Below are 24,649 nucleotides of genomic sequence, written 5' to 3'. Positions count from 1 at the left end.
CTCGCGGGCTCACTTCAGCAGGCGGGACAGCCGCCGGTCGGCCAGCGGCTTTCCGCCCGTCTGGCAGGTGGGGCAGTACTGCAGGGAGGAGTCACTGAAGGAGACCTCGCGCACGGTGTCCCCGCAGACCGGGCAGGGCTGCCCGGTGCGGCCGTGCACGCGCAGCCCGGTCTTCTTCTCCGCCTTCAGCTCCCCGGCCGCGTGCCCCCGCGAGCGCTCGACGGCCTCGCGCAGCGTCGTCTCCAGCGCCTCGTAGAGACCGGCGGCCTCGGCGTCCGTGAGGGTCGCGGCGAGCTTGAAGGGGGACATGCGGGCGGCGTGGAGGATCTCGTCGGAGTAGGCGTTGCCGATGCCGGCGATCACGCTCTGGTCGCGCAGCACTCCCTTGATCTGGCGGCGTTCGCCGCGCAGCAGGCCGGTGAAGGCCTCGAGGGTGAAGCCGGGCGCGAGCGGGTCCGGGCCCAGCCGGGCGATGCCGGGCACCTCCGACGGCTCGCGCACGCAGTACACGGCCAGCCGCTTGCGGGTGCCGGCCTCGGTGAGGTCGAAGCCCTCGCCGCCCACCAGCCGCACCCGCAGCGCCAGCGGCCCCTTGCCGGGGGCCGGGGGCGTTTCGGGCAGGCTCTCGCGCCAGCGCAGCCAGCCGGCGCGGGCGAGGTGGAAGACCAGGTGCGGGCCGCCGTCCATGGCCAGGTCCAGGAACTTGCCGTGCCGCCGCACGGCCGTGACCGTGCGCCCTTCGAGGGCGGACGGCGGCGGGTCGTAGGTCTTGAGGACGCTCACGGCGACGGGCAGGACGCATTCGACCGTACGGCCGAGAAGGTGCTCGGTCAGGAACCCGGCGAGGGCCTCGACCTCCGGCAGCTCCGGCATGGCTCCAGTCTGCCGCAGGGGGCCGGGGTGGCAACTCAGTGGACGGGGGCAGCCCAGTCGATGCGGTAGCCGGTGAGCCACTCGGTGCCCTCGCGCGGGTCCTGGGCCATCCGCCGGGCCACTTCCGCGTCGCGGGCGCGGCGCTGTTCCGGGCCGAGCGGTGCGCGGCCGGCCATGGCGGCGCTCAGGGCCACGACCCGCTCTACACGCTCGCGCCGCAGCCGCTCGAAGGCTTCGAACGCCGGCCCGGGGCCGGGCAGGTCCCGCAGGCAGCGGGCGAGCGCGACGCCGTCCTCGATGGCCATGGACGCGCCCTGGGCGGCGTTCGGCGCGGTGGCGTGGGCGGCGTCGCCGACGAGCACGGTGTGCCCGTCGTGCCAGACGCGCGTGGTGGGCATGTCGTAGCCGTTGAGACCGACGATGTCGTCACCCGTGGCGGCGGCAATGGCTGCGGCGGGGGTCGCATCCTCGGCGAACGCCTCGATGACGCGCCGGCGCCACTGTGCGGGGTTGACGGCGGCCAGGGCGTCCTTGGGCAGGTCGGCACCGGGGATGTTCGCGAACCAGTAGGTGATGCCGTCGGGTGTGGTGGTGCAGCCGAAGAAGGCCCGACGGCCGTAGTACATACGGTAGGTGCGCGGCGGGGCCTGGTGGGCGGTGTGCCGGGTCGCCCCGCAGACGGTCAGCTGCCCCGTGTGCCGGGGCGGGGGCGCGGTGGGGTCGAGCAGGACCCGGGTGCGGGAGTGGATGCCGTCGGCTCCCACGAGCATGCTGCCCTCGGCGTGCGTGCCGTCCTCGAACGAGGCGACGACCGTGCCGTCGGGCCGTACGGTGGCGTCGGCCAGGCGCTTGCCGTAGCGGAAGGGTATGCCCCGGCGTTCCGCCTCGGCGCGCAGCGTCCGGCACAGCATGGCGCGGGGCAGGGTGCGCACGCCGAGGCCCTCGTCCCAGGGGCCGGTGAGGGCCTGCCGGCCGAGGCGGGCGCCCGTGTCGCCGAAGGACTCGACGGTGTCGGCGGCGCTGGACGCCTCCTCGACGGGCCGGTGGCAGCCGATGGTGTGCAGGGCGGCCAGCCCGTTGGCGAAGAGGGCGAGGAAGGAGCCGGTCTCCGCGGCGCCTTCGGGGTAGGCCTCGTGGACGGTGGCGGCGATGCCGGCCCGCTGCAGGGCCATCGCGGTCACGGTTCCGGCGATGCCGCCGCCGATGATCAGGGCGTGGGGGGCCATGGTGTCCGTCCCATCAAGGTCGCGTGCAGCTCGAACACTTGGCCTTGACGTAACCAGACGCGGGCGCGCCGCGTCCAGAGTGCGGCGCTATGCCCGCAGGGCGGCGTCGAGGTAGGGGGCGGTGGCACCGGCGGTGGCTCGCGCCACCTGACGCGGGGTGCCGGAGGCGACGATCCGGCCGCCTTCCGCGCCGCCGCCCGGGCCCAGGTCGATGACGTGGTCGGCACCGGCGGCCACGGACATGTCGTGCTCGACGACCACCACCGTGTGGCCCGCGTCGGCCAAGCCGTGCAACTGGCGCAGCAGCAGGCGGGTGTCGGCCGGGTGCAGACCGGTGGTGGGCTCGTCCAGGACGTACAGGGTGTGCCCGCGGTGGGTGCGCTGGAGCTCGGTGGCGAGCTTGATGCGCTGGGCCTCGCCCCCGGACAGCTCGGTGGCGGGCTGGCCCAGCCGCAGATAGCCCAGGCCCACGTCCTGGAGGGTGCGCAGGCTGCGCAGCGCGGCGGGCACGTCGGCCAGGAAGCCGGCAGCCTCGTCGACGGTCATGTCGAGGACCTCGGCGATGTTGGCGCCGCGGTGGCGGATCTCCAGCGTCTCGGGGTTGTAGCGCGCGCCGTGGCAGGCGGTGCAGGGGGCGTAGGTGCCGGGCAGGAAGAGCAGTTCGACGGCGGTGAAGCCCTCCCCCTGGCAGGCCTCGCAGCGCCCGCCGGTGACGTTGAAGGAGAACCGTCCGGCGCCGTAGCCCCGGGCGCGTGCCTCGTCGGTCGCGGCGAAGACCTTGCGCACGGCATCGAAGAGCCCGGTGTACGTGGCGAGGTTGGAGCGCGGCGTGCGGCCGATGGGCTTCTGGTCGACGCGTACGAGCCGGTCGACGGCGTCCAGTCCTTCGGCGGCGAAGAGGACTTCGCCCTCGGGGTCGAGGTGGGCGGCGACGGTGTCGGCGAGCACCTGGCCGACCAGCGTCGACTTGCCCGAGCCGGAGACTCCGGTGACGGCGGTGAAGACGCCGAGGGGGAAGTCGGCGTCGAGGCCTTGGAGGTTGTGCCGGGTGACGCCGCGCAGCCGCAGCGTGCCGGACGGCTCGCGCGGGGCGCGGGCGGCGGGAGGGGTGCCGTCAGGGAAGACGAAGGCGCGGGTCGCCGACTCCGCCACCTGTGCCAGTCCGGCCACGGGCCCGCTGTAGAGCACCCGTCCGCCGTGCTCTCCCGCCCGGGGGCCGACGTCGACGATCCAGTCGGCGCGGCGCACCACGTCCATGTGGTGCTCGACGACGAACAGCGAGTTGCCGGCCGCCTTGAGCCGGTCGAGGACGGTCAGCAGGGCGGCGCTGTCGGCCGGGTGGAGCCCGGCCGAGGGCTCGTCCAGGACGTAGACGACCCCGAACAGGCCCGAGCGGAGCTGGGTGGCCAGGCGCAGGCGCTGCAGTTCGCCGGCCGAGAGGGTGGGGGTGGGCCGGTCCACGCTGAGGTAGCCCAGGCCGAGTTCGGTGAGCACCTCGATGCGGGCGACGAGGTCCCCCGCGAGGGCCGCCGCGGCGTTCTCGTCGGTCCCCTCGCGCGTCACGGCCTCCAGGGCCCGTGCCAGCGAGGTCAACGGCAGCGCGGCGAGTTCGGCGATGTCGTGCCCTGCGAAGGTGACGGCCAGGGCCTCGGGCCGCAGCCGCCGTCCGGCGCAGGCCGGGCAGGGGGCGCTGACGAGGTGACGCTCGGCGCGGGCGCGCAGGGCCGCGCTCTTGGAGTCGGCGAAGGTGTGCAGCACGTAGCGGCGGGCGCTCATGTAGGTGCCCTTGTACGGCCGCTGGATGCGCTCCGCCTCCCGCACCGGGTGCACGGTGACGACAGGCTGCTCGTCGGTGAACAGGATCCACTCGCGGTCCTCGCGGGGCAGTTCCCGCCAGGGCTTGTCGATGTCGTGGCCGAGGGTGGCGAGGATGTCCCGCAGGTTCTTGCCCTGCCAGGCGCCGGGCCAGGCGGCGATGGCGCCCTCGCGGAGGGAGAGCGAGGGGTCGGGGACCAGCGACTCCTCGGTGACCTGGTGGACCTGGCCGAGGCCGTGGCACTCGGGGCAGGCGCCGGCCGCGGTGTTGGGCGAGAAGGCGTCGGAGTCGAGCCGCTCGGCGCCCTCGGGGTAGGCGCCGGCGCGGGAGAAGAGCATGCGCAAGGAGTTGGAGAGGGTGGTCACCGTGCCGACCGAGGAGCGCGAGGTGGGCGCGGAGCGGCGCTGTTCGAGCGCGACGGCGGGCGGCAGCCCGGTGATCTCGGCGACCTTGGGCGCGCCCACCTGGTGGATCAGCCGCCGGGCGTAGGGGGCGACGGACTCCAGGTAGCGGCGCTGGGCCTCGGCGTAGACGGTGCCGAAGGCGAGCGAGGACTTGCCGGAGCCGGAGACGCCGGTGAAGACGACGAGGGCATCGCGGGGAATGTCGACGTCGACGCCCTTGAGGTTGTGCTCGCGCGCGCCGCGGACGCGGACGCAGGGGTCGTGGGCACCGCCTGCCGGGGTGTTCATGAGGGGGCGTCTCCGCGGGTCGGCGCTGTACGGTTCGCCCCGATTTTATGCGGTGGCGTCGCGCGTCTCGCGGCGGGGCCGCGGGCGGGAGCGCGTCGAGGACGACGGTCTCCCGCCCGCGGGCGGTCAGCCCTTCGAGGGGGTCACCCGGGACGCCCAGCGCTGTTCGACCTTGGCGAAGCGCCAGTAGGCGAGCGCGGCCGCCCACACGATCACGAACAGACCGACGATGACGAAGCCGACGTTGTCGAGGTTGAGGCCGGCGATCCAGCCGGTGACCGCGTCGTCGAAACCGAGCTTCTCGTGCAGGACGCCGACGAGCTCGATCGTGCCGATGAGGAAGGCGACGGCGATGGACAGCCCGGTGATGGTGAGGTTGTAGTAGACCTTGCGGACCGGGTTGGAGAACGCCCACTGGTAGGCGAAGTTCATGAAGGTGCCGTCGAGCGTGTCGAAGAGGCTCATGCCGGCGGCGAACAGCAGCGGCAGGCACAGCACCGCGTACCAGGGCAGCCCGGCCGCGGCGCCGCTGCCCGCCATCACCATCAGGGTGACCTCGGTGGCCGTGTCGAAGCCGAGGCCGAAGAGGAAGCCCAGCGGGAACATCTGCCCGGGGCGGGAGACGGAGCGGGTGAAGCGCCCGAGGATCCGGTTCATGAAGCCCCGCGCATCCAGCTGCTCCTCCAGCTCGGCCTCGTCGTAGCGGCCCTCGCGCATCGCACGGAAGACGCGCATGATGCCCGCGAGCGCCACCAGGTTGAGGGCGGCGATGAGGTAGAGGAAGCCGCCGGAGATGGAGGTGCCGATGACGCCCAGCGTCTGGTGGGTGGTGGACTCCTCGTCCATCAGCTTCCCGGCCAGCTGGGTGCCCCCGGCGACCAGGAGCGTCAGGACGACGACGACGCTGGAGTGCCCGAGGGCGAACCAGAAGCCGACCGAGACGGGGCGCTTGCCGTCGGCCATCAGCTTGCGGGTGGTGTTGTCGATGGCGGCTATGTGGTCGGCGTCGAAGGCGTGCCGCATGCCGAGGGTGTAGGCGGTGACGCCGAGGCCGACGCCGAAGACCTTGGAGTCGACCGTGTAGTGGTTCGGGACGACGAGCAGGAAGAGCACGCCGAACGCGACGACGTGCATGGCGGCTATGACGGCCAGCAGGCCGGCGGTGCGCACGGTGTCCTGGCGGCGCCAGCGGAAGGCGGGCAGGGGGCCGCCGGGGGTATCAGTGGACGTGGACATCAGGGGGTGAACGCTCCAGCACCTCGTGGATCATTTCTTCGGTGCCGTGGCCGGTCTCCTGGCTTACGGGTCCGTTCGCGCCCGCCCCTGCCTTCCCGGCAGCCGGCTGCGGCCAGTGGCTCCGCGCGCGCCCTTCGGGCGACGCGGAATGGGACGGTAACTCCCCGATCACAGTGGCGAGGGCCGCTCCGGAATGGGACCACGAGGGTCCGTCACCGGTCTTCCCGAACACCACGGCTGGGCAACCTTAGCCTCCCTGCCACTACCCATGGCGAAAAAGTGGTTATTGCCACCCGCTCGCAACTGGCTGCGCCGTCCGCCCCGTCCCCGTCATCGAGCGGCCCGGTCCAGTGCGTGGCCGCCGAAACCCCGCTCGCCGTCGGACACCTCCCGCCACCAGGTCTCGACCGTCCGCTCGTCCATCGCGGGCCAGTCGGGGGTGGCCTCGACCTGGGCGTGGCCCAGCCGCCGGGCGAGGTCGACCACCGCCCGGCCGCTGGGCGAGCGTTCGGCGTCGTAGGCCCTCACCCCCTCCTGCCAGCTCCCGGCGGAGCGCAGGGAGCGCTCCAGGACGACCACGTCCTGCAGCGCCTTGACGGCACCGCCACCCATGTGCGGGCGAGCGACGGACGCCGCGTCGCCCACGAGGACGAGCCGGCCCTGCCCGTAGTGCGGCACCGCGAGGTCGTACAGGGGCTGGACCGCGGTGTCGGCGCGCGGGGTGGCACGGACGAAGTCCTGCCAGTAGGGCGGGAAGTGGCGTTCGACGATCTCTGCATGATGGGCCGTCAGCTCTTCGGTCACCATGCCCGGCGGCAGGCTGGTCGGGTCCTTCAGCGCCGCTGCGGCCGACGGCGGCGGGGCGGTGTAGAAGACCCAGTTGGCCGAGATCCCGGCGCCGCGCGGGCCCGGGATGCGGTACGCGATCATGTGGCCGCCGGGGAACGTGACGGTCGTGGCCTCGCCCTCGGGCCAGGCCGTGCGCGGTCCCGGCAGCAGCTCGCCGGGCACGGCGCCGCGCCAGGCCAGGTAGCCCGCGTAGCCGGGGGCGGCGGGCGTGCGCGTCGCGGCTCTGACGACCGAGCGGTATCCGTCCGCGCCGATCACCAGGTCGAAGCGTTCCTCGCGCCCGTCGGCGAAGCACAGCACGGCCGCATCCGGTCCGGGCACCACCCGCTCGACGGCCGCGCCCTGTACGTACGCCACGGACTCGGGCATGCGCGCCCGCAGCGCGTTCCACAGCGGCCCCCAGGCGTACGAGCGGAACGGGAAGGGCACCGCGCCCAGCACGCGTCCGGCATGTCCCCCGCCCTCGCGGGTGATCCAGGTGCGCCGGGTCAGCCGGACCCACGGCATGTCCGCGTCCGTGTACCCGGCCGCCTCCAGCTCGGCGTAGCGGTCCTTGTGCACCGCGAGGCCGATGCCCCGGCCGTGGAGCCTGCCCGTGGCGCGCTCGAACACCACGACCTCTCCGGCACCGGCCCGTGTCATCGCGAGCGCCGCCGCACACCCCGCGATGCTGCCCCCGACGATGGCGACCCGCCCTGCGCCCATCGCTTCCCCCGTTGTCCCGCTCTTGCCTCGTCGTTCCCCGGACGCACACATCTTGACTGGCCGTCTCCCCCACCGCCAGAGTCGCGGGGCAGGTTTCGGGGGATCTCCAGTGCGCTGTTCGGGCGGCGGGCGGGCATCCGTGCCGTCCGCCCGCGTCCATGTGATGGACGCCTCCCGCCGGCCGGTGCTACGAGTGCAGTGAGCGTCGGGGACAAGGCGAAGGGCTGGCACACCATGGCAGAGACAGAGCACGGCTTCGTCCGGCGCATCGGACTGTTCCAGGCCACCGCCATCAACATGAGCCAGATGTGCGGCATCGGTCCCTTCGTCACCATTCCGCTGATGGTCGCCGCGTTCGGCGGGCCGCAGGCGGTCATCGGCTTCGTGGCCGGCGCCGTCCTCGCGCTGGCCGACGGGCTGATCTGGGCGGAGCTCGGCGCGTCGCTGCCGGGCGCGGGCGGCAGTTACGTCTATCTGCGGCAGGCCTTCCAGTACCGCACCGGCAGACTGATGCCATTCCTGTTCGTGTGGACGGCGATGCTCTTCATCCCGCTGGCCATGGCCACCGGCGTCATCGGCTTCGTCCAGTATCTGGGCTTCCTCTGGCCGGGCATGACGCAGACTCAGGGCGATCTGACCGGGCTCGCCCTGATCGCGGTGGTCGTGGCGCTGCTGTGGCGCCGGGTGGAGAACATCGCGCGGATCACCACCGTGCTGTGGGCCGTGATGCTCGCCTCCGTCCTCCTCGTCATCATCGCCGCCTTCACCCACTTCAGCCCCGACCGGGCCTTCACCTACCCCGCGCACGCCTTCGCGCTGACGACCAATCACTTCTGGACCGGCTTCGCCGCGGGCCTGACGATCGGCATCTACGACTACGGCGGCTACAACACCGCCGCCTACATGGGCGCCGAGATCAAGAACCCCGGGCGCACCCTGCCGCGCGCCATCGTCTTCTCCATCGTCGGCATCATGGCCATCTACCTGCTGCTCCAGGTCGGCACGCTGGGCGTCGTCGACTGGCAGGAGATGCTCGACCCGAACTCCACCGCCGCCACCTCCGTCGCCTCGGCCGTGATGGAGAAGACCTGGGGCAAGGCGGCCGCGGACACCGTGACCGTGCTGATCCTCGTCACCGCCTTCGCCTCGGTCTTCACCGGGCTGCTCGGCGGCTCCCGGGTGCCCTACGACGCCGCCCGCGAGAAGGTGTTCTTCCGCCCCTTCGGCACCCTCCACCCCCGCTACCGCTTCCCGGTGCTGCCCATGGTCACCATGGGTCTCATCGGCGGTGTCGGGTACTTGATCGGCCGTCACACCGACCTGGCGACGCTCATCCAGCTGCTGACCACGGTGATGGTCATCGTCCAGGCGCTGGCCCAGATCGCAGCCGTGACGGTGCTGCGCCGCCGCCAGCCGGCGCTGCGCCGCCCGTACCGCATGTGGCTCTACCCGCTGCCGAGCCTGGTGGCGCTCGTGGGCTGGCTGGTCATCTACGGCTATGCGGACCGCAATTCGCCCGGACGGCACCCCATCGAGTGGTCGCTGGCGTGGGTCGCGGCGGGCTGTGTGGCCTTTGTGCTGTGGGCGGCGTACGAGAAGGTGTGGCCGTTCGGGCCGCGGGAGATCAGCGAGGAGTACCTGGAGGCCGCCGCACCCGTCGGGACAGACGCAGACCCGGACGCCGACCCCGGGGCCCAGGAGCCGGCACCGGCCTGACGGGCCGTCCGTTGCGCCCGGGTATATCCGGCCCGGCAGCGGCATCGAGACCGAACGGTGATAAAACGGCACCCATGCCCGTGACCAGCGCCCCGCATCCGTCCGCCCCCGCCGCCGAGCCCCGCAGGCTGCTCTGGCACCGCCTGATATTCGGGCTCTGGTACCGGCCCGTCGAGGTGCTCGACGAGGCGCGCGACCGGAGCGTGTGGGGCGCCGCCGCCTTCCTCTCCCTGCTGAGCGGGGCACTGGGCACGCTGGGCAAGGACTCCTTCTGGGGGCAGTGGGAGGTCAGCCCGTCGCTGGCCCTGTGGGCGATGGCCATCGGCTCGGCCGTGATGCTCTTCGGCAGCCTGCTGCTCGGCGGCGTCACCCACGCCATCGCCCGCCGCCTCGGCGGCAACGGCCGGTTCGCGCCCACCGCGAGCCTCTTCGTCGTCCTGTTCTGGACGAGCGATCTGCCCCGGCTGGTCCTCGACACCTGCCTGCCGTCCGGCTCGGTGCCGGTGCGCGCCGCCGCTTCGGTGACGGCCGCCTTCGGCTGCATCCTGGCCGTCCTGCTGATACGCGGGCAGCACCACCTGCCCACCCGCAAGGCGATGGCGGCGGTGAGCATCCAGATGATCGCGGCCGTGGTCCTGCTGAAATTCCCGCCCGGCAGCGCCTGACCGGCTCGGGCGGAGCGCGAGGCGGGCGGAGGGGGACAAGCCGAAGGCCCGCCCGGTGCGACGGGGGATGCACACCGGGCGGGCTCGAGGACAGTTCTACCTCATCAAGGATGGGTTATGCATCAAAAACCTGTTCGCCTTGTCGACGACCAGCGCACGGGGAGCGAAATCAAGCCACGCGCCCGGATGGCCGGACGCCACCGCAAATCGGCCCTCGGAACGTCAAGTTCCAGATGCTCGAAGCGCTCCAGCAGCGCCGCCAGAGCCGTCTCCGTCTCCATCCGGGCCAGCGGGGCGCCCAGGCAGTAGTGGATCCCATGGCCCAGCGCGAGATGACCGGAACGGTCTCTTCCCAGGTCAAGCCGGTCGGGATCGGCGAAGTGCCCGGGGTCGCGGTTGGCCGAGGCCAGCGACAGCAGCACCGTCTCCCCGGCCGGGATGCGCACCCCGCCTATCTCCACGTCCTCCAGCGGAAAGCGCCGGATCGCCAGGGGGGAGGGCCCGTCCCACCGGTTGAGCTCCTCCACGGCCGCCGCGAGTCCGTCCGGATTCGTTCGCAGCTCGCGCAGCAATTCCGGGTGGTCCAGCAGGGCCAGGACCGCGTTGGCGATGAGGTGGACAGTGTTCTCGTAACCGGCGAAAAGGATGAGGAAGGCCAAGGAGGTCAGCTCGTCGTCGGAGAGGGCGTCCCCGTCCTCCTGGACCGCGATCAGGTCGGAGAGCAGATCGTCGCCGGGCGCGGCCCGCTTGCTGTCGATGAGCCCGGTGTAGAAGCGCATCATGCCGACGACGGCTTCCTTCATCAGGTGCGGCCGCTCGCGGTCGGGCGTGATCAGGGCGTCGGTCCAGGTGCGGAAGTCGCGCCGGTCCTCCTGCGGGACCCCGAGCAGGTCGCAGATGACGGTGATCGGCAGCGGGCCCGCGTAGACGGCCAGCAGATCGGCGCGGCCCTCGGGCTCGACGGCGTCGAGGAGTTCGTCGGCGAGCTTGCGCACCGGCGCCCGGAGCTTGTCCACGCGGCCGGGCGTGAAGGCCTTCGCGACCAGGCGGCGCACCCGGGTGTGGTCGGGCGGGTCCATGTTCAGCAGGTTGGCGTCCAGCGCCGGCGGGAGCGCGAAGCCGCTGTAGTTCCCCGGGAGCGCGTGGCGCCGGTCCAGCGACAGCCGCGGGTCGGCGAGTGCCCGGCGCACGTCGTCGTATCGGGTCACCAGCCATGCGGGCGCCCCGCCGGGGCCGGTGATCCGGTGCACGGGACCGGCCTCGCGGAGCCGTGCGTACGTGCCGTACGGGTCTGTTGTGAGCTCTGTGACGTCGATGGGCTGCATGGCACCCGACTCTAGACCGGACCGGGAAGGCGGAATCGCCGCACTGGCGGCGCCGGGTCCGTACCGTTGGTACGGGCCCGGCGCCGGCCTGTGTCGCAGGCGGCCTTGACCCCCGTCCATGGCCGCCTCGCCTTGGGCCGCGCCGTCGTCAGGGACGACGGGCCGCGGTGATGTCGCGCAGTTCGGTGAGCACGGCGTCCACCAGCGGGTCGTGGTAGACGTCGGCGACGCGCGCCAAGTGCTCGTGTTCCTCGGCCGGATCGGCGCTGACGGTCATCACCACGCTGTCGGCGTGGGGCACCGCCACATGTCCGGTCGACTGGTTGGCCAGGCCCCTGCGCAGGGCCGCGGCCTCCACCATCGCGGCGAGCGTGCGCTCGTCGAGCGCGGCGGCCGCCGCCTTCTCGAGCGCCATCTCCAGGGTCGCGGGCTCGACGTGGCGCCGCACCCCGCGCTGGATGTCGCGGATCTCGGCCATCTGCCGGTTGGCCCGCCACTCCAGGTCGGCCAGCGGCCAGCGGCCCGTCCAGCGGGACCGCTCGATGGTGACCTCCGGGGCGTGCGCGGTGACCTCCTGCCACAGCGGGTCGAGCCGGCGCAGCCGCCGCCAGGCGGCGGCCCGGGGGCCGACCGCGGGCAGCGAGAAACCGAGCAGGACCAGCAGCGCGGCCACCGAAGCGCTCATCGGCGCCACCCCGTTGGACAGCCAGTAGACGTCCTGGCCGGCCCAGGTCAGCGCGAAGCCCACCAGCTTGCACAGGCAGTACAGCAGGCCGAGCCAGCAGCCCGCGGCAAGCGTCCGCAGCCCCTTGGACAGCCAGGACCGGCCCAGCCGTGCCGCGTACTGCGGGCACAGGAAGCCCAGCCCGGCCAGGCTGACGCCGAAGATGGCCAGATAGAGCATCAGGAAGGCGACCACTCCGGGGGCGTCCGCGTAGGCGGTGCTGAAGTCCCGAGGGTGCTCCACCGCGTCCGGGCGCCCGACGGCGAAGCAGACGATGGCGGCGGTCCAGGCCACCGCCACGGCCGCCACGGCGTAGCGCGAGCGCACGGCGGCGCGGGCGTGGGCGACCTCGTCGCCGCGGCTGGTCCAGCGCAGCAGCAGCACGGTAGCGCCCGAGGCGAAGAGGACGACCGCGGAGTACAGGACGACCATGGCCAGATTGGCCACGCCGGTCAGCCTGTCGAACGCGCGGTAGACGCTGGGCGCCGAGAAGAGGAAGACGACCGGCACGCCGGAGGTCATCAAGGCGGTCAGCCCCAGGTCCACGTTGCCGCGGTCGCGGAGCCAGGCGCGGGCCTTGTAGCCGACGATGGCCCAGGTGACGGCGGAGAAGGTGAGGTAGAGGACGTCAAACACCGGTGGCGCCCCCTTCCCTCAACTGCTGGCGCACGTGCTGGAGCGCGGGGCCCAGCGAGGCGGCGAGCTCGGCCGCCTGCCCTTCGAGCTCGGCTTCCCGGCCCGGCGGCGGAGGCACCACCTTCCCCATCAGGAGGGTGCCGAGGACCTCGGTCTCGCGCTCGGTGAGGTTGTCGTAGCAGTGGTGGCGGGCGAGCCCCATCGTCAGGCCCATGCGGCGCATGGCGGTGGCCACGTCGACCGAGGGCGTCCACACCTTGAGGGCGTCCTCGGTGACGGCCGGGTCCTGGTCGTGGCCCAGCAGCAGGTGCCCGATCTCGTGCAGCACGATGTGCACCTGGTGCCAGGGCGAGGTCTTCTGCTCGTAGACGATCCAGAAGGCGTCGTCGGTGGTGGCCGTCATGCCCGAGACGACACCGTCCAGGCTCATCGGCACCAGGTGGATGGGGCGGCCCACACGGCTCGCGACCGCGTCGCACAGGCCGCGCAGGTCGGTCTGCACGGGCAGGGCGAGCTCCTGGATCAGCTGCTTGCAGCGCCGCCGTATCCGCCCCACTCGCATGCCTGCACCGTCCTCGTCCTCGGTACGCCGCCAGTAAGTGAAGAGCCGGTCCTCCGTCATGACGGTCACGGGCGCTCCCTACCCCCCGCGTCGGGCGGGTCGGACGGAAGGTTCATCTGCTGCCGGAACTGGGAGATGATCGTGGTCAGGCTGTCCTGCACCTCCGGCGGCAGGCCCACCGACCGCAGGGCGATCGCCCGTACGCGCTGGTCCCTCATGGCGACGAGGAAGCGGACCTCCTCCTCCACCCGCTCGGCCTGCGAGGCCGACAGGTCGCCCATCAGATAGCCGACCGGCACGGCGAAGAACTTCGCCAGCGCCCGCAGCACGTCCGGACTGGGGTTGGCCCGCCTGCCGTTGCGCAGCATCGACAGGTACTGCTCGGTGAGCGTGACGCCGCCGTACTCCTCCCCGCGGCTGATCTCATCGGCCACATGGGCATTGGTGTAGGGCGCGCCCGGCGGGTGCATGTTCGCGAACAGGTAGTTCAGCCGCTGGGCAAGCGGGCTGCCCGCGTCACTTGCCGGCCTTTCCCCCCCGACTGCCATGTCCCCGTTCCTCCGAGCGTTCTTGTCACACGGCTTCCTGCGGCTTCCGTGCCTTTCACGGCCAGTTAAGCCCGACTCGGCCGCGAAGAGCATCCTGTCACGGGAGGAACACCGAGCACTAGTCCGCTGCTGGTTACGAGCGGATGACGGACTTAACCACGAGTTGATAGGTCCGGAATCAAACAAAACCGATTGAGTAAAATCGGCGTATAGGACGTTTAATGAGGACCCTATGTTCTCTCCGCGTTCCCTGCTGAACCTCCCCCGGACCCTGCGCCACGCCTCCGCCCTGAGCGTGAGCCTGCCGCCCGCCGAAGCCGTCGTCGTCGACGCCCCCGACGCGCCGCTGCGCGCCGCCCTGACCGCCGCCGCCTCGGGCGGCTTCGGGCCCGCCCGCGAACTGCTCGCGGCCACCCGGCAGGACATGCAGTGGGAGCGGCGCAGCGGCTACGTCGCGGCGCTGGCCGAGTTCGCCCTGCACAACCCCGGCTGGCTGGACGCCTGGCTCGCCGACGAGCCCGAGAACCCGGACGCCGTCCTGGTCAAGGCCGACCTCTGCATCGACCAGGCATGGGAGGTCCGCAGCGCGGCCCGCGCCAACGCGGTGAGCCGGGACCAGTTCCAGGGCTTCTTCGCGCTGCTCCAGGACGCGGCACCGGTTATCGGCGCCGCCATCGAACTCAACCCCGCCGACCCCGTGCCGTGGCGGATCGCGCTCACCCACGCCCTGGGCACGCAGGCGTCCCGCGAAGTCTTCGACAGCTACTGGGAAGAGGCCGTCGCCCGCGCGCCGCACCACTTCGGCTGCCACTCGGTGGCCCTGCAGTACCTGTGCGAGAAGTGGTACGGCTCGCACGAGGAGATGTTCGCCTTCGCCGAGAACGCCGCCGAACAGGCGCTGCCCGGCTCGAAATTGCACGCCCTGCCGCTGAAGGCGGCCGTCGAGTACCTCGTCGTGGCCTCCGCCGGGACCCGGGAGAAGGACCCCTCGGACGGGACAGTCCCTCAAGCCAGGATCGACGCGGCCATCCGCCGCGCCCAGGAGCTGTCCGCCCACTACGAGGCGGGCGACCCCGAGATCGCGCCCGTGCGCAACGACCTCGCGCTGATGCTGCTCCTGCACGAGCGCTGGAGCGAGTCGCTCGAACAGTTCCGCGCCATCGGCGTGCACGCCACCGAGTTCCCGTGGGTCTACTTCGGCGACCCCCGCAAGGAGTTCCTGGACTTCCGCACCGGCGTGCGCGTCCACGTCGCCCGGAACACGCCGTTCTTCAGCCGTCCCCCGCAGCCCGAACCGGCTGCACCGACGGCGGGAGCGGGCGGGGGGACGGAAGCGGAGCACAGCTCGCTGGCCGTCGTCTCGGCGCCGTTCGACACGGTCGCCGACGCGACGTTCTCGGGGCCGCCGCTGCGCCTGGCCACTTCCGCCGACGGCTGGACCACGCTCGTCGAGGTGGCGCTGCACCCCGACCCCGCGCGCCGCGGCCCGCTCCTCGCCCAGGGCGGGCTGGTCCGGGAGGCGGGGGTGTTCACCACGAGCGAGTGGTGGCCCGCGCTGATACTCCACCGCGCCGGGGACCGGCGCGGCTTCACCCTGATCCGCCGGGGCAAGCACATGGCCGAGCACCACTGGGACCCGGCCGCGCCGGTGCCCGGGCTCGACGAAGTGACCGCCACCGCACGGGCCGTCGCCGAGGTCTACCAGCTCGATGACATCCGGCCGCTGACCACCGTGCTGCGCGGTACGGACGACCCGGCCGGGCGGCAGGCCGCACTGCTCGCCGCGCTGCGCCTGCCGCCCGTGCCCGAGGCGTTCGCCACGCGTGCGGAAGCACTCACCGACCTGCCCGGCGCCCGCATCCTGGCCCGCCGGGGCGCCCTGGAGGGCTGGGAGGCCGCCGGCGGGCAGGCCGTCAACCCGGTCTACACCCAGCGCCGCCCCAAGCGCTGGTGGGCGCTGCGCCTGGTGCTCCTGCCCGTGCTCGTCTCCGCTGCCGTCTACGGCTGGACGTCCGAGGACGTGCTGTTCGTCAAGCCGCTGATCGCCACCTTCTCCTCGGCCGTCGTGGGCGGCCAGTTGGTCACGGCCTGGCGCCGGCGCCCGCGCGGGGCCGGCGGGACGGTCACTCGGGCCTGACGGTGATGTCCCGTCCCTGGTAGGCGTTGCGGACCCGGGCCCGGCCCGAAATGGTGTTGGTGACGCGGCTGTTGTCCACGGACACGGCCGCGGCCCGCTCCGCCCACTGCCGGTACTCGTCGGCGAACTGCGGGTCCTGGTAGACCCGCCCGAAGATGAGCGCCGACAGGGCCTGGACCTGCTCGTCGTCCTGCGGGTCGAGGGGGAGCAGCGCGGTGTCCTCGCCGTCATCCGCCCTGCGGAAGGTGCGGCGGGCGAGGTCCGTGAGGGAGCCCCAGGCCTGTCGGCCGGCCTCCGTTCCGACGGATCCCGCGGCGGCCGACACCGCGGCCGTGATCGCGCTCAGGGACACCGGATCGATCATCAGTCAACTCCCCACCGGGCAACCGGACAGCTCGGGCGTCTCGCCCCGGCCAGGCTACCGCCATCGCATTCGAGCCGTGTGCGGCGTCCCGGTGAATCCTTCGCGCCGACCCCTCGTCACATGCCGCACCCGCGTAGGACGATGACACGCTCGCCTCGTACGTGCCGTTCGTGTCATCCGTGCACCAGGGAGGAACCGCTCATGCCCAGACCCATGGCCTTACGCGGCTGCTTCGCCCTGCTCCTCGCTCTGCTGGCGGTGGCGTTGGCCGCCCCCGGCCCCGCGGCGGCCGCCGGTGACGGCCGCCGGGATGCCGCGGCTTCGGCCGATGCCTACTGGACGCCGCAGCGCATGGCCGCCGCGCGGCCGGCGGCCGGCGACCGACGGCCGGCCACCGCGGTCGCCGCTGCGGACCCCGTACCGCCCAGCCATCCGTTCGACGGGCTGCCGCAGGTGGGGACGTTCTTCTGGACCGACGGCGCCAACACGGGCCGTTTCTGCGGCGGTACGGTGATCCGCAGCCCGCACCGGGACCTGGTGGTCAGCGCCGCGCACTGCCTGCGCTCCCCCGACCCGAAGAAGCGGCTGTCCTTCGTGCCGCAGTACCACGACGGCCTCAAGCCGCACGGCGTCTTCCCGGTCGAGCAGATCTACATCGACCAGCGCTACTACGACCTGGGCACGAACGGCGGCGCGCGCTGGGACTTCACGGTGGTGCGGCTGGGCGCACGCGAGGACGGCAGGCCCGTGCAGCGGGTGACCGGCGGCTTCGACCTGGCGATCCGCACGGGGTACGACCACCAGGACGTACGGCTCATCGGCTACCCGGGCAACAGCGACACGAAGTATCCCAAGCCGCTGGACTGCAGCTCCTCGACGCACCGCTACCGGTCCACGGATCCGGCCGCGCCCGGGGACTTCCTGGAGATCGCGTGCGCCGGGTACATCGGCGGCACGTCGGGCGGCCCGTTCCTGGTGAACGGGCTCGACGGCTATCTGCTGATCGGTGTCATCGGCGGTTACCACACGGGTGGTGACACACCGGACATCTCCTACAGCTCCTACTTCACCCAGGACCTGCTGGACCTGTACCTGCAGGCGGTGGACGACGAGGATCCGGCCAAGGACCGCCGGGCGGGCTGACAGCAGCCCGCCCGGCGGTCGCCGGTGCGTCCTAGCGCCGGCGCGGGTGCCGGGTCAGGACGTACCCGCCGACGGCCGCGAGTGCGCCGAGCACCGCGCCGCCCACGGTCCAGGCCCAGCGGTCGGTGAACCAGCTGCCGTTCCAGCCGTCCTCGGGCTCAGAGACGGCCGCCGCGTGCAGCGGAGCGCCCAGTTCGCCACCGCCGGCCTGTGCGCCGCCGGCGTCCTTGGCGTCGGCCTCGACCTCGGCCTTCACCGGCAGACCGAGGTCCTGGTCGGCGGCGTCGACGACGGTGAGACGGATGTAGTAGGCGCCGGGCAGCGGGTCGTTGGACCACCGCTCGGACCAGGCCCGCACCGTGCGCAGGGTGCAGGTGAGGGTCACGGTGGCGTCCTGCTGCGACGCCCGCTGCGTCGGCTCGCCGGATGCACAGGCCTGGCGGCGGCGCAGCCCGTCGAAGACGTCGAGCTGCCAGGTCGCGGCGCCGTGCCGGGCGGAGGCCTCCGGCAGCGTCACCGTCGCCTTGGCGGTGGCCTGCTGCCCCGCACCGGCCGGGAACTGCCAGTAGAGGTAGTCGCCGGTGGAGGCGTCGGCCGTGGCCTTCTTCCCCGGCGGGATGGCCACGGCGGTGCGGAAGGCGGTGCCCGCCTCGGTGGGCGCCTCGTCCGCCGAAGCGGCGGAGGCCGAGGTGAAGAGGGCGGTGGCCGCGAGCAGTACGGCGCTCACGCGTCGGGTCAGGGTTCGGTTACGCATCAGTTCTCCCTCCACACCGCGACGCGCCAGCGGGCCAGCCAGCCCCACAGCAGCCCGGCGAGCAGCCCGGTCACACCCAGCACGGCCAGCAGCACCCAGCCCCGGCCGAGGCCGAAGGCGGCGAGGTCCGAGGGGTTGTCGGGGCCCTTCACCACGTCCACGGCAAGCTCGACGGGCAGGCCCGGGTCACGCTTGACGGAGGGGGGTGCGGAGAAGGAGTTGGAGACTTCGAGGCAGACCGTACGGGCTTCCTTGTCGTCCTTCTTGGCCTTGAAGACGGGGTAGCGCAGTCCGGCGGCCATCACGTCGGTGCGTCCGCTGCCCGCGTCGCTGCCGCGCACGAGCTCCTGTCCGCCTTCGCTCACGGCACGCACCAGCACGCCGTAGTCCCGGTCCACGGCGCGGTCGGCGCCGACGCCGGCCGAAGCGCGCAGCTCCTGGCCGGGCTTGACCTTGACCTTGTACCAGCGGTGCTCGGCGAACTGCTCGCGGTCGGTCCAGATGCCGGCACCGAGCTCGGGCGCGGTGGCGCACTCGGCTGTGCCCTGGGTGGGCTTGGGCGTCTCGACGGGGGTGTCGGCCCGCTTCACGAGCTGCTTGATGCGGCCGGAGAGCTCCTTGCGGTGCCGCACGGTGGTGTAGGTACCGCCAGTGGCTTCGGCGATGCAGGTCAGCTGTTCACGGGTCTTGTCGTCCTGGACCAGACCGAGCGTGTCGATGGTCAGGTGCGTGCCCTTGGCCGCGAGTTCGCGCGCCACGTCGCACGGGTCGGGCTTCCCGCAGGAGTCCTCGCCGTCGGTGATGAGCACGACGCGACGCGTGCCGCCGTCGGTGCCCAGGTCCTGGTCGGCGCCGCGCAGGGCGTAGCCGATGGGCGTCCAGCCGGTCGGCCGCAGCGTGGCCACGGCCGTCTTGGCCTCGGTGCGGTCGACCTGGCCGACGGGGTAGAGGTTCTTGCTGTCGCGGCAGCCGATCTCCTTGTCGTCACCGGGGTAGGTGGCGCCGAGGGTGCGGATGCCGAGCCGGACCCCGTCCGGGACCGCGTCGATGACCTCGTTGAACGCCTGCTGCGCGGCCGACATGCGCGACTGTCCGTCGACGTCCGTCGCGCGCATCGAGCCGCTGACGTCCAGCACCAGCTCGACCTTGGGGGAATCCTTCGGGGGCCCGTCGGCGGCGTGCGCCGGCGCGATACCCCCGGCCAGGGCGGCGAGCAGGGCACAGGCACCCGCCGCCAGCCGTTTTGTGATGATCATCCGAGGATCCTAGTGATCGGCGGACCTCGCTCCCAACTCGAAGCCTCCGCGTGACCGCACACCGAGCAACCGCGCCAAGGAGCGCTCGTCCTCGATCCATTCGGACAGTCGCTCCCGGTCGACGCAGTGAATGCCGTGGCGTTCGCCCCAGGCGCGCGCGTCGCGTGTGAAGCCGCCGTTCGTCACCACCACGGCGACATCGGCGCCGTGTACGGGCTCGGCGGTGCCCTTCACCTCGTACATGACGTGGGATCCCACCCGGCCGCCGATCGTGGTGTGCTTGCACTGGACGACGAACATCCGCCCCGCCCGGTCCTTGCCGAGGACGTCGGCCGCCTGATCGCCGCGGCGGCCCACATGCCGGGCGTCGATGCCGTCCCGGATCATCAGATCGCGTATGGCCAGTTCGAACTGGGCTGGTGACAGGGCATCGATGTGCTGCAGGGACAGCCGCGGCCGTCCCACGCTCGGCTTTCTCCGGAACCGGTTCCGCCTGCGGGCCACGACGGCGACGAGCCACCAGCCGCCGACGGCGAGGGGGACGAGCAGCCATGCGCGGGTGCCGAGCCCGGCCAGCAGCCTGAGCAGGCGCAACAGGATGCAGGTGAGGAAGATGAGGGCGGTGATCGCCGCGTTGGTCTCGGCCCGGGTGCGCGGCAGCCGCAGCCGCAGCCCTCTGCGGGCGCGCCGGGCGGGCGCAGCTTTGCGCACCCAGTGTCCTCGCCGGTAGTAGCGGTCCCGGGGCATCAGCGGTCTCCTTCCGGTACGGCCATGGCGTGGATGCGCTCGGCGACGACCTTGGCCATCTGCTCCTTCTCCTCGTGGGAGAGCAGGTCGAGGAGCCGGTGGGTGGCGTCGCGCTCGCGAGGCACCGGATCGGTGGGCATCGGGTGGTCAGTGACCCATTCCAGGACTTTCTGCACCTCGTTGGGGTGGTGCAGGAGCCACAGGGCGGCGAGGGCCTCGGGCCCCGTGCGCACGGCCTGCAGATAGAACTCGTACTCCTCGCGTCGCTGAGGTGACCACAGCTGGGGCGGGGCAGCGCTGTCGTCCGCGGACGGCTCGAAGACCGACGGAGCGGTCTCCGTACAGCAGGCCAGGCCGGTGCCTTCGAGGGGCTGCGGTCGCGCGAGGTATTGGGCGACGTGGTGCGGGGTCAGTTCCTGGCCGGTGGCCCGGGTCCTGGCATGCATCGTGTGCAGCATGTGGTCCAGGTGACCGCTGACCGTGGCCCAGGGGTCGGCGGGGCCGGGCCCGCTCAGGATGGCCCGGGCCGGGTCGGCAACCCACCATGTGATCTCCAGCAGGGCCGGCTCGGCGCCGACGGGCAGCTGCCACATCCCGGTCCGGGGGGCGGTGTCGACGAGGTACACCTCGGTGTAGCCACCCAACGCGGCCTTCACCAGGGACAACCGCGTCGCGGGCTCGGAGGCGGCCCGCCCCTCGCGGTCGATCAGCACCAGCGCGGCGTGGCCGGGATCGGAGAGGCGGAAGCGGAGAAGTTCCCCGAAGGGGCGGCAGCCGCGGGTCCACAGCAGGGGTTCGGCTGCCGGAGCCGCAGGCGGGTGGTAGGTGGTCGTGGTCATGCGTGGCCTTTCTCCAAAGTGCCGTGGCGCCATTGCGCGAGGGCCTGGGCGGCGCGTTGCGCGCCGGGAGCCGGCATGGCGCGCTCGAGGTCGGTGAACAGGCGGAATACGCCGCCTCGCAGGTGACGGGCCAGCATGCCGGTGAGCTGCTCGACGGCGTGGGCGCGGCGGGGATCGGTGGCCGCGCGCCGCTGCCACTCCAGGAGGGCGTCGCGGGCGGCTTCGTAGCTCGTCGGTTCCATGAGGGCGGACCTGATGAGCTCCGCGCCGGGGGGCTGGTCCCCGGAGAGCAGGTGGCCGGTCCACCACTCCCCCGGCTCCCTGGCCGTGCCCGCCGTCTTCAGCAGCTGGGCGACGGCCGTGCACGCCGTGCGGCCGACGGCTCCGGACGAACGCGACCAGTGGACGAGGGCACCGGCCATGCGTGGCCGGATGGCGGGTTCGGCGAACAGGGAGAGCAGTGCCCGTCGCACCGCCGCCTCGACCGTCGCGGAATCGTCGTCCCGTGTCGTCATGATGGTGTGCAGCAGATTCAGCGCCGCCTCGGGCCGCGCCAGACCGAACTCTGTGGCACAGGTCAGTGCCGCCGTGCAGCGCAGTGACTCGGAGGCCGCCCGGGACCATCCCCGCAACCGGTTCTTGACGGCAGTGGCAACCACGGGGTCGGTCGAGGCGGCCCCGAACGCGCGGGCGGCCATCCGCCAGTCCGGTGCCCTGTCCGAGTGGGCCAACTGCTCGATGGGGTCGAGCGCCCGGCGGCCGGAGCTCCACTGCACCAGCTGGCCGAGGATGAACCCGGCGCGGTCGGCCCGCGACTGGTGGGCCGCGGGTGTCTGCCGGAGCCACTCCACGAGCAGTTCACCCGCGTCGCGGTGTTCGCGCCAGACGAGATCGAGCACGGCCCGCCCTTGGAGGTGCCTGGTGAAGGCGACCGGCTCGGTGAAGTAGCTGTGGGCGGAGGTGGTGTGCACCTCCGGTCGGCCGCGGTAGGCCTCGATGGCGTCCAACCGCTCTTTGCGGGACCGGAGGAAGACGAATCCGGGGTTCTCCGCCGCGGTGTCGGTTTCCGTCTCCCGTGGCCGGGCGGCATCGAGCCGGCCTGCGGCGATTTCCTGCAGACGTCGGGCCTCGTCCTCGACAACCGTGTGGTCGAAGTGTTCGAAGACGCAGGTGGCGAGGAGCAGGGCGAGGTCATCGGGGTTGTCGCGGACCGAGTGCAGCAGTTGGGGCGCGCGCTCGGTGGCATAGAGGCTCAGGTGCCGGCCGATGTCCTCCGCCGGCGCCTCCCCGTTCGCGACCCGAACGATCTCGGAGGCTATCTCCACGACCTGGGACGGACCCGGCCGGCGCTGCAGGGTCTGGTCGAGAAATCCCGCCGGAAGGGCGGCGAGAGCCGAGCGACGCCGCCCCTCGTCAGGGAAGAGGGTCTTGAGTTTGGCGTCCAGCACCGCACTCGGGGATGGCGGCTCCGCCCGCACGGGCTCGATGTGCAGGGCGTCCCGTAGATGGGCGACGGCCTCGGGTGTGGGTTCGATGACGACGACCAGGAAGGCTTCCGCCCGGTCGAGTTGCCCCCGCAGGCCCTCCAGCGCGATGCTGCCGAGGGCGAGTGTCCTCGTCTCCAGGAGACCGTCGATCAGATAGCCACGGGCACCGGTGCTGCCGACGGTCCACGTGGCCAGTTCGACGTCGGAGTCGACGGCGCGCAGGGCGAAGCTGTCCGTTTTGCGTCGTAACAGGTTGAGCGCGGCGGTCCGGCGTCCGCTGCCCCGGGCGCCCGCGAGGAAGACCACGCGGCCGCTCAGCTTCGTCAGGGCTTCGGCGAACCAGTGCGGCTCGGCGAACCCGCTCATGGCTGCCAGGGTCTGCTCGGCGGCGATGTCGCCTTCACGTCGCTCGACGGTGTCGCTTCGGGCGGGTGTTCCGGCAGGGGTGGCAGGGACGCCCATGTGCTGGCCGCCGTCGACCGTGTGGGCGAAGCTGAGGAACCCGTTGTTCCAGATGATGGGTGGCCCGCCCACCTCCGCGAAGATCCGGCTGAAGTCCGGGGGAATCACCGGCGGTGATTCGCCGTTCGGTTCCGCGCTCATCACGCAGTGCCGCCCTGACCGGAGTCGCTCCCGTGGACGTGCTGGTGCTGCCCGCCGCGCACGGTCTTCGCGTTGGAGAGGAAACCGTAGTTGTTGGTCACGGCGGGTGCCGGGGCCGGTTCGGCCGGAGGTGCGGGGGCCCGCTCGGGCTGGGCGGGGCCCTCGGACCCGGCCCCGTCGCCGAGGATGCGCCGGTCGTAGAGGTTGCCGGAGGGTGCGGGTACGAAGAGCCAGGCCCGTTGCTGGAAGTTCTTGCCCTCGACCGTGGCGGGCACCTCGATGAAGCGGTCGGGGTGGAGGCGGGTGTAGCCGGAGAGGACGGCGTCCTCGAAGACCCGTTGCGAGACGATCGCGGCGACCTGGGTGATGCTTTCGCTGGACGCGGCCAGGATGGCCTTGACGGGCGTGGAGTCCAGGAGCCGGTGGGTGTCGTTGCGGGGTGTGCCGTTGCCGTCGCCCGGGGCTCCGGAGTCGGGCAGCGGCCCGACGTGGAGGCTGACGCGCAGGCGGAGCCGGCCGGTGGCGGTCGCGTGGATGTTGTAGTCGGTGAGCAGTTCCTGGAGTTCGTTCAGGAAGGGGTGGATCACGCGCGGCAGGGCCACGGGATCGAAGCCGAAGACGAAGCCGTCCCCGGTGTTGTTGGCGAACCGCTGGTCCCGCCACAGCTGTTCCAGTCCGGCGCGTTCGAGGGCCTGGTGGAGGAGTTGCGGGATCGTGGTGGTGAGGGTGACGTGCTCGACGGCGGGCCTGCCGGTGAAGTCCTTGGCGTCGACGGCCAGGATTCCGCGGTAGGGCGGAAGGTCCCGGCTGACGCTCCAGGGCGCCGGACCGGAGGGCGGGAATGCGGTGGCGGACATGCGCGGGCTCCTCTGTCTGAGGGCTCTCCCGGTGCGCGGTCGGCGCGCCGGGCCGGATGCCTCAGATGCTCGTGGAGCCGGGCATGGCGTTGTGCACTACGAGTGCACAACGCATGTGGTGTGCCTCACTCGCACAGAGTCGCCGGGCGTGATCGCCCCTCGGCCACGGCCCGCAAGCCGGCGGTGTCGTGAACGACGATGCTCTTGCGCTTGCCGACGACGATGCGCTCACCGATGTCGCCGAGCCTGCTGCTGACCGTGTTGCGGGAAACGCCGAGGTACTGGGCGAGTTCGGAGCGGGTGACCGCCAGTTCCAGACCGGTGGGGGCCGTTGTTCCGCCTGCCGCCGCGACGAGGGCCAGAAGTGCCACGGCCAGCCGCTCGCAGGAACCGCCGTAGCCCGACCGGGCGCTGTCGGATTCCGTGAGCCGGATCTGGGCGTGCCGGTGGAGGGCCGGCCACAGGCCGTTGGCCTCGATGAATTGCGTGAACCGGTCCTTCCCCACCACCACGACCGTGCATGCCGAGATCGACTCGACCGTGGCCAGCCGGGCGGTCTTGCTGTGGGCCGCCGAGGCCTCGCCCACCACGTCGCCCGTGCCCCGGAAGGCCAGCACACTGACACGGCCGTCCTGCTTCGTCCGCGACACCTTGACGACACCACGGACGAGCGCGAGGGCGTGCGTGCCGGGATCCCCCTGCCGTAACAGCACCTCACCGGCACCATGCGCTCGTATGCGCCCTTCTTCGAGCAGCTCGCCCCACAAGGATGCGCCGATCAACTCGGCGAAGGTCACCCCCAAGGTGCGTGCCGGCCAGTCCTCGTCCCCCTGCAGATGCCCACCCATGAGGCAGCACATTAGGTGATGCGGCCGGCACGCGCCGTGAG

Annotated in this window: 21 protein-coding genes and 1 riboswitch; of the genes, 4 read left to right on the top strand and 17 right to left on the bottom strand. The window is 72.2% G+C overall.

The genetic code is table 11. The annotated features are described in order from the left end of the window. Positions 1-9: 9 nt before the first annotated feature. From FHS39_RS11010 to FHS39_RS10990, 5 genes are all read right to left on the bottom strand, one after another. Positions 10-873: an Fpg/Nei family DNA glycosylase gene (locus FHS39_RS11010; RefSeq protein ID WP_184349040.1), complete on the bottom strand. Its 864-nt coding sequence runs from the start codon at positions 871-873 to the stop codon at positions 10-12. A 35-nt stretch (positions 874-908) separates the two neighbouring features. Beyond that, positions 909-2,099 (bottom strand): FAD-dependent monooxygenase, encoded by a 1,191-nt coding sequence (locus FHS39_RS11005; RefSeq protein WP_184349038.1) that lies wholly within the window; start codon positions 2,097-2,099, stop codon positions 909-911. A gap of 87 nt (positions 2,100-2,186) precedes the next feature. Further along, positions 2,187-4,607, bottom strand: a complete 2,421-nt coding sequence (gene uvrA / locus FHS39_RS11000; protein WP_184349030.1) for an excinuclease ABC subunit UvrA — start codon at positions 4,605-4,607, stop codon at positions 2,187-2,189. Positions 4,608-4,733: 126 nt separating this feature from the next. Then, positions 4,734-5,843, bottom strand: a complete 1,110-nt coding sequence (gene nicT, locus FHS39_RS10995) for a Nickel transporter NicT (protein WP_184349028.1) — start codon at positions 5,841-5,843, stop codon at positions 4,734-4,736. Between the two features lie 31 nt (positions 5,844-5,874). Then, positions 5,875-6,094: riboswitch (cobalamin riboswitch) on the bottom strand. Between the two features lie 79 nt (positions 6,095-6,173). Then, on the bottom strand, positions 6,174-7,397 hold the full coding sequence (locus FHS39_RS10990) for an FAD-dependent monooxygenase (protein ID WP_184349026.1): 1,224 nt from the start codon (positions 7,395-7,397) through the stop codon (positions 6,174-6,176). Positions 7,398-7,631: 234 nt separating this feature from the next. Between FHS39_RS10990 and FHS39_RS10985 the strand changes: the two genes are divergently transcribed. Together FHS39_RS10985 and FHS39_RS10980 are read left to right on the top strand one after the other, a co-directional pair. Beyond that, positions 7,632-9,113: an APC family permease gene (locus FHS39_RS10985; protein ID WP_184349024.1), complete on the top strand. Its 1,482-nt coding sequence runs from the start codon at positions 7,632-7,634 to the stop codon at positions 9,111-9,113. Between the two features lie 74 nt (positions 9,114-9,187). Next, positions 9,188-9,778: a YIP1 family protein gene (locus tag FHS39_RS10980; RefSeq protein ID WP_184349023.1), complete on the top strand. Its 591-nt coding sequence runs from the start codon at positions 9,188-9,190 to the stop codon at positions 9,776-9,778. Between the two features lie 122 nt (positions 9,779-9,900). On the opposite strand, the gene FHS39_RS10975 is transcribed toward FHS39_RS10980, so the two are convergent. The 4 genes from FHS39_RS10975 to FHS39_RS10960 all read right to left on the bottom strand — a co-directional run bounded on the left by FHS39_RS10975 (position 9,901) and on the right by FHS39_RS10960 (position 13,573). Beyond that, positions 9,901-11,103 (bottom strand): cytochrome P450 family protein, encoded by a 1,203-nt coding sequence (locus FHS39_RS10975; RefSeq protein ID WP_184349021.1) that lies wholly within the window; start codon positions 11,101-11,103, stop codon positions 9,901-9,903. Between the two features lie 148 nt (positions 11,104-11,251). Continuing rightward, positions 11,252-12,463 carry an MAB_1171c family putative transporter gene (locus FHS39_RS10970; protein ID WP_184349019.1) on the bottom strand — a complete coding sequence of 404 codons (1,212 nt, stop codon included), beginning with the start codon at positions 12,461-12,463 and terminating at the stop codon, positions 11,252-11,254. Further along, positions 12,456-13,085, bottom strand: coding sequence for a hypothetical protein (locus FHS39_RS10965; protein ID WP_184349662.1), 630 nt, complete (start codon positions 13,083-13,085; stop codon positions 12,456-12,458). Before FHS39_RS10965 ends, FHS39_RS10970 begins: the two co-directional genes overlap by 8 nt. A 5-nt stretch (positions 13,086-13,090) precedes the next feature. After that, positions 13,091-13,573 carry a helix-turn-helix domain-containing protein gene (locus FHS39_RS10960; RefSeq protein ID WP_184349017.1) on the bottom strand — a complete coding sequence of 161 codons (483 nt, stop codon included), beginning with the start codon at positions 13,571-13,573 and terminating at the stop codon, positions 13,091-13,093. 232 nt (positions 13,574-13,805) lie between these two features. Here FHS39_RS10960 and FHS39_RS10955 point away from each other — a divergent pair, with 232 nt between their 5' ends. Further along, positions 13,806-15,710 (top strand): hypothetical protein, encoded by a 1,905-nt coding sequence (locus tag FHS39_RS10955; RefSeq protein WP_184349015.1) that lies wholly within the window; start codon positions 13,806-13,808, stop codon positions 15,708-15,710. On the opposite strand, the gene FHS39_RS10950 is transcribed toward FHS39_RS10955, so the two are convergent. Continuing rightward, positions 15,697-16,074: a hypothetical protein gene (locus FHS39_RS10950; protein ID WP_184349013.1), complete on the bottom strand. Its 378-nt coding sequence runs from the start codon at positions 16,072-16,074 to the stop codon at positions 15,697-15,699. The two genes, FHS39_RS10955 and FHS39_RS10950, sit on opposite strands and share 14 nt — an antisense overlap. Positions 16,075-16,275: 201 nt before the next feature. Between FHS39_RS10950 and FHS39_RS10945 the strand changes: the two genes are divergently transcribed. Beyond that, on the top strand, positions 16,276-17,217 hold the full coding sequence (locus FHS39_RS10945) for a trypsin-like serine peptidase (RefSeq protein ID WP_184349011.1): 942 nt from the start codon (positions 16,276-16,278) through the stop codon (positions 17,215-17,217). A gap of 31 nt (positions 17,218-17,248) precedes the next feature. Here FHS39_RS10945 and FHS39_RS10940 read toward each other — a convergent pair whose 3' ends face one another. The 7 genes from FHS39_RS10940 to FHS39_RS10910 all read right to left on the bottom strand — a co-directional run bounded on the left by FHS39_RS10940 (position 17,249) and on the right by FHS39_RS10910 (position 24,608). Then, positions 17,249-17,971, bottom strand: a complete 723-nt coding sequence (locus FHS39_RS10940) for a hypothetical protein (protein WP_184349009.1) — start codon at positions 17,969-17,971, stop codon at positions 17,249-17,251. Further along, positions 17,971-19,227 carry a VWA domain-containing protein gene (locus FHS39_RS10935; protein WP_184349007.1) on the bottom strand — a complete coding sequence of 419 codons (1,257 nt, stop codon included), beginning with the start codon at positions 19,225-19,227 and terminating at the stop codon, positions 17,971-17,973. Before FHS39_RS10935 ends, FHS39_RS10940 begins: the two co-directional genes overlap by 1 nt. 9 nt (positions 19,228-19,236) lie before the next feature. Continuing rightward, complete coding sequence (locus FHS39_RS10930) at positions 19,237-19,974, bottom strand: restriction endonuclease (protein ID WP_184349005.1); 738 nt, start codon at positions 19,972-19,974, stop codon at positions 19,237-19,239. After that, complete coding sequence (locus FHS39_RS10925; RefSeq protein WP_184349003.1) at positions 19,974-20,813, bottom strand: hypothetical protein; 840 nt, start codon at positions 20,811-20,813, stop codon at positions 19,974-19,976. The genes FHS39_RS10930 and FHS39_RS10925 overlap by 1 nt, the downstream gene beginning before the upstream one ends. After that, positions 20,810-22,903, bottom strand: coding sequence for a hypothetical protein (locus FHS39_RS10920; protein WP_184349001.1), 2,094 nt, complete (start codon positions 22,901-22,903; stop codon positions 20,810-20,812). The genes FHS39_RS10925 and FHS39_RS10920 overlap by 4 nt, the downstream gene beginning before the upstream one ends. Then, entirely contained in the window at positions 22,903-23,760 is an 858-nt protein-coding gene (locus tag FHS39_RS10915) for a hypothetical protein (protein WP_184348999.1), read from the bottom strand. Before FHS39_RS10915 ends, FHS39_RS10920 begins: the two co-directional genes overlap by 1 nt. Before the next feature lie 125 nt (positions 23,761-23,885). Continuing rightward, entirely contained in the window at positions 23,886-24,608 is a 723-nt protein-coding gene (locus tag FHS39_RS10910) for a Crp/Fnr family transcriptional regulator (protein ID WP_184348997.1), read from the bottom strand. Positions 24,609-24,649 lie beyond the last annotated feature (41 nt).

It is taken from the genome of Streptomyces olivoverticillatus (assembly GCF_014203555.1).
Classification (GTDB): Bacteria; Actinomycetota; Actinomycetes; order Streptomycetales; family Streptomycetaceae; genus Streptomyces; species Streptomyces olivoverticillatus.
The sequence above is the reverse complement of the archived record's forward strand: the minus strand, read 5'-3'. Positions and strand labels throughout refer to the sequence as shown.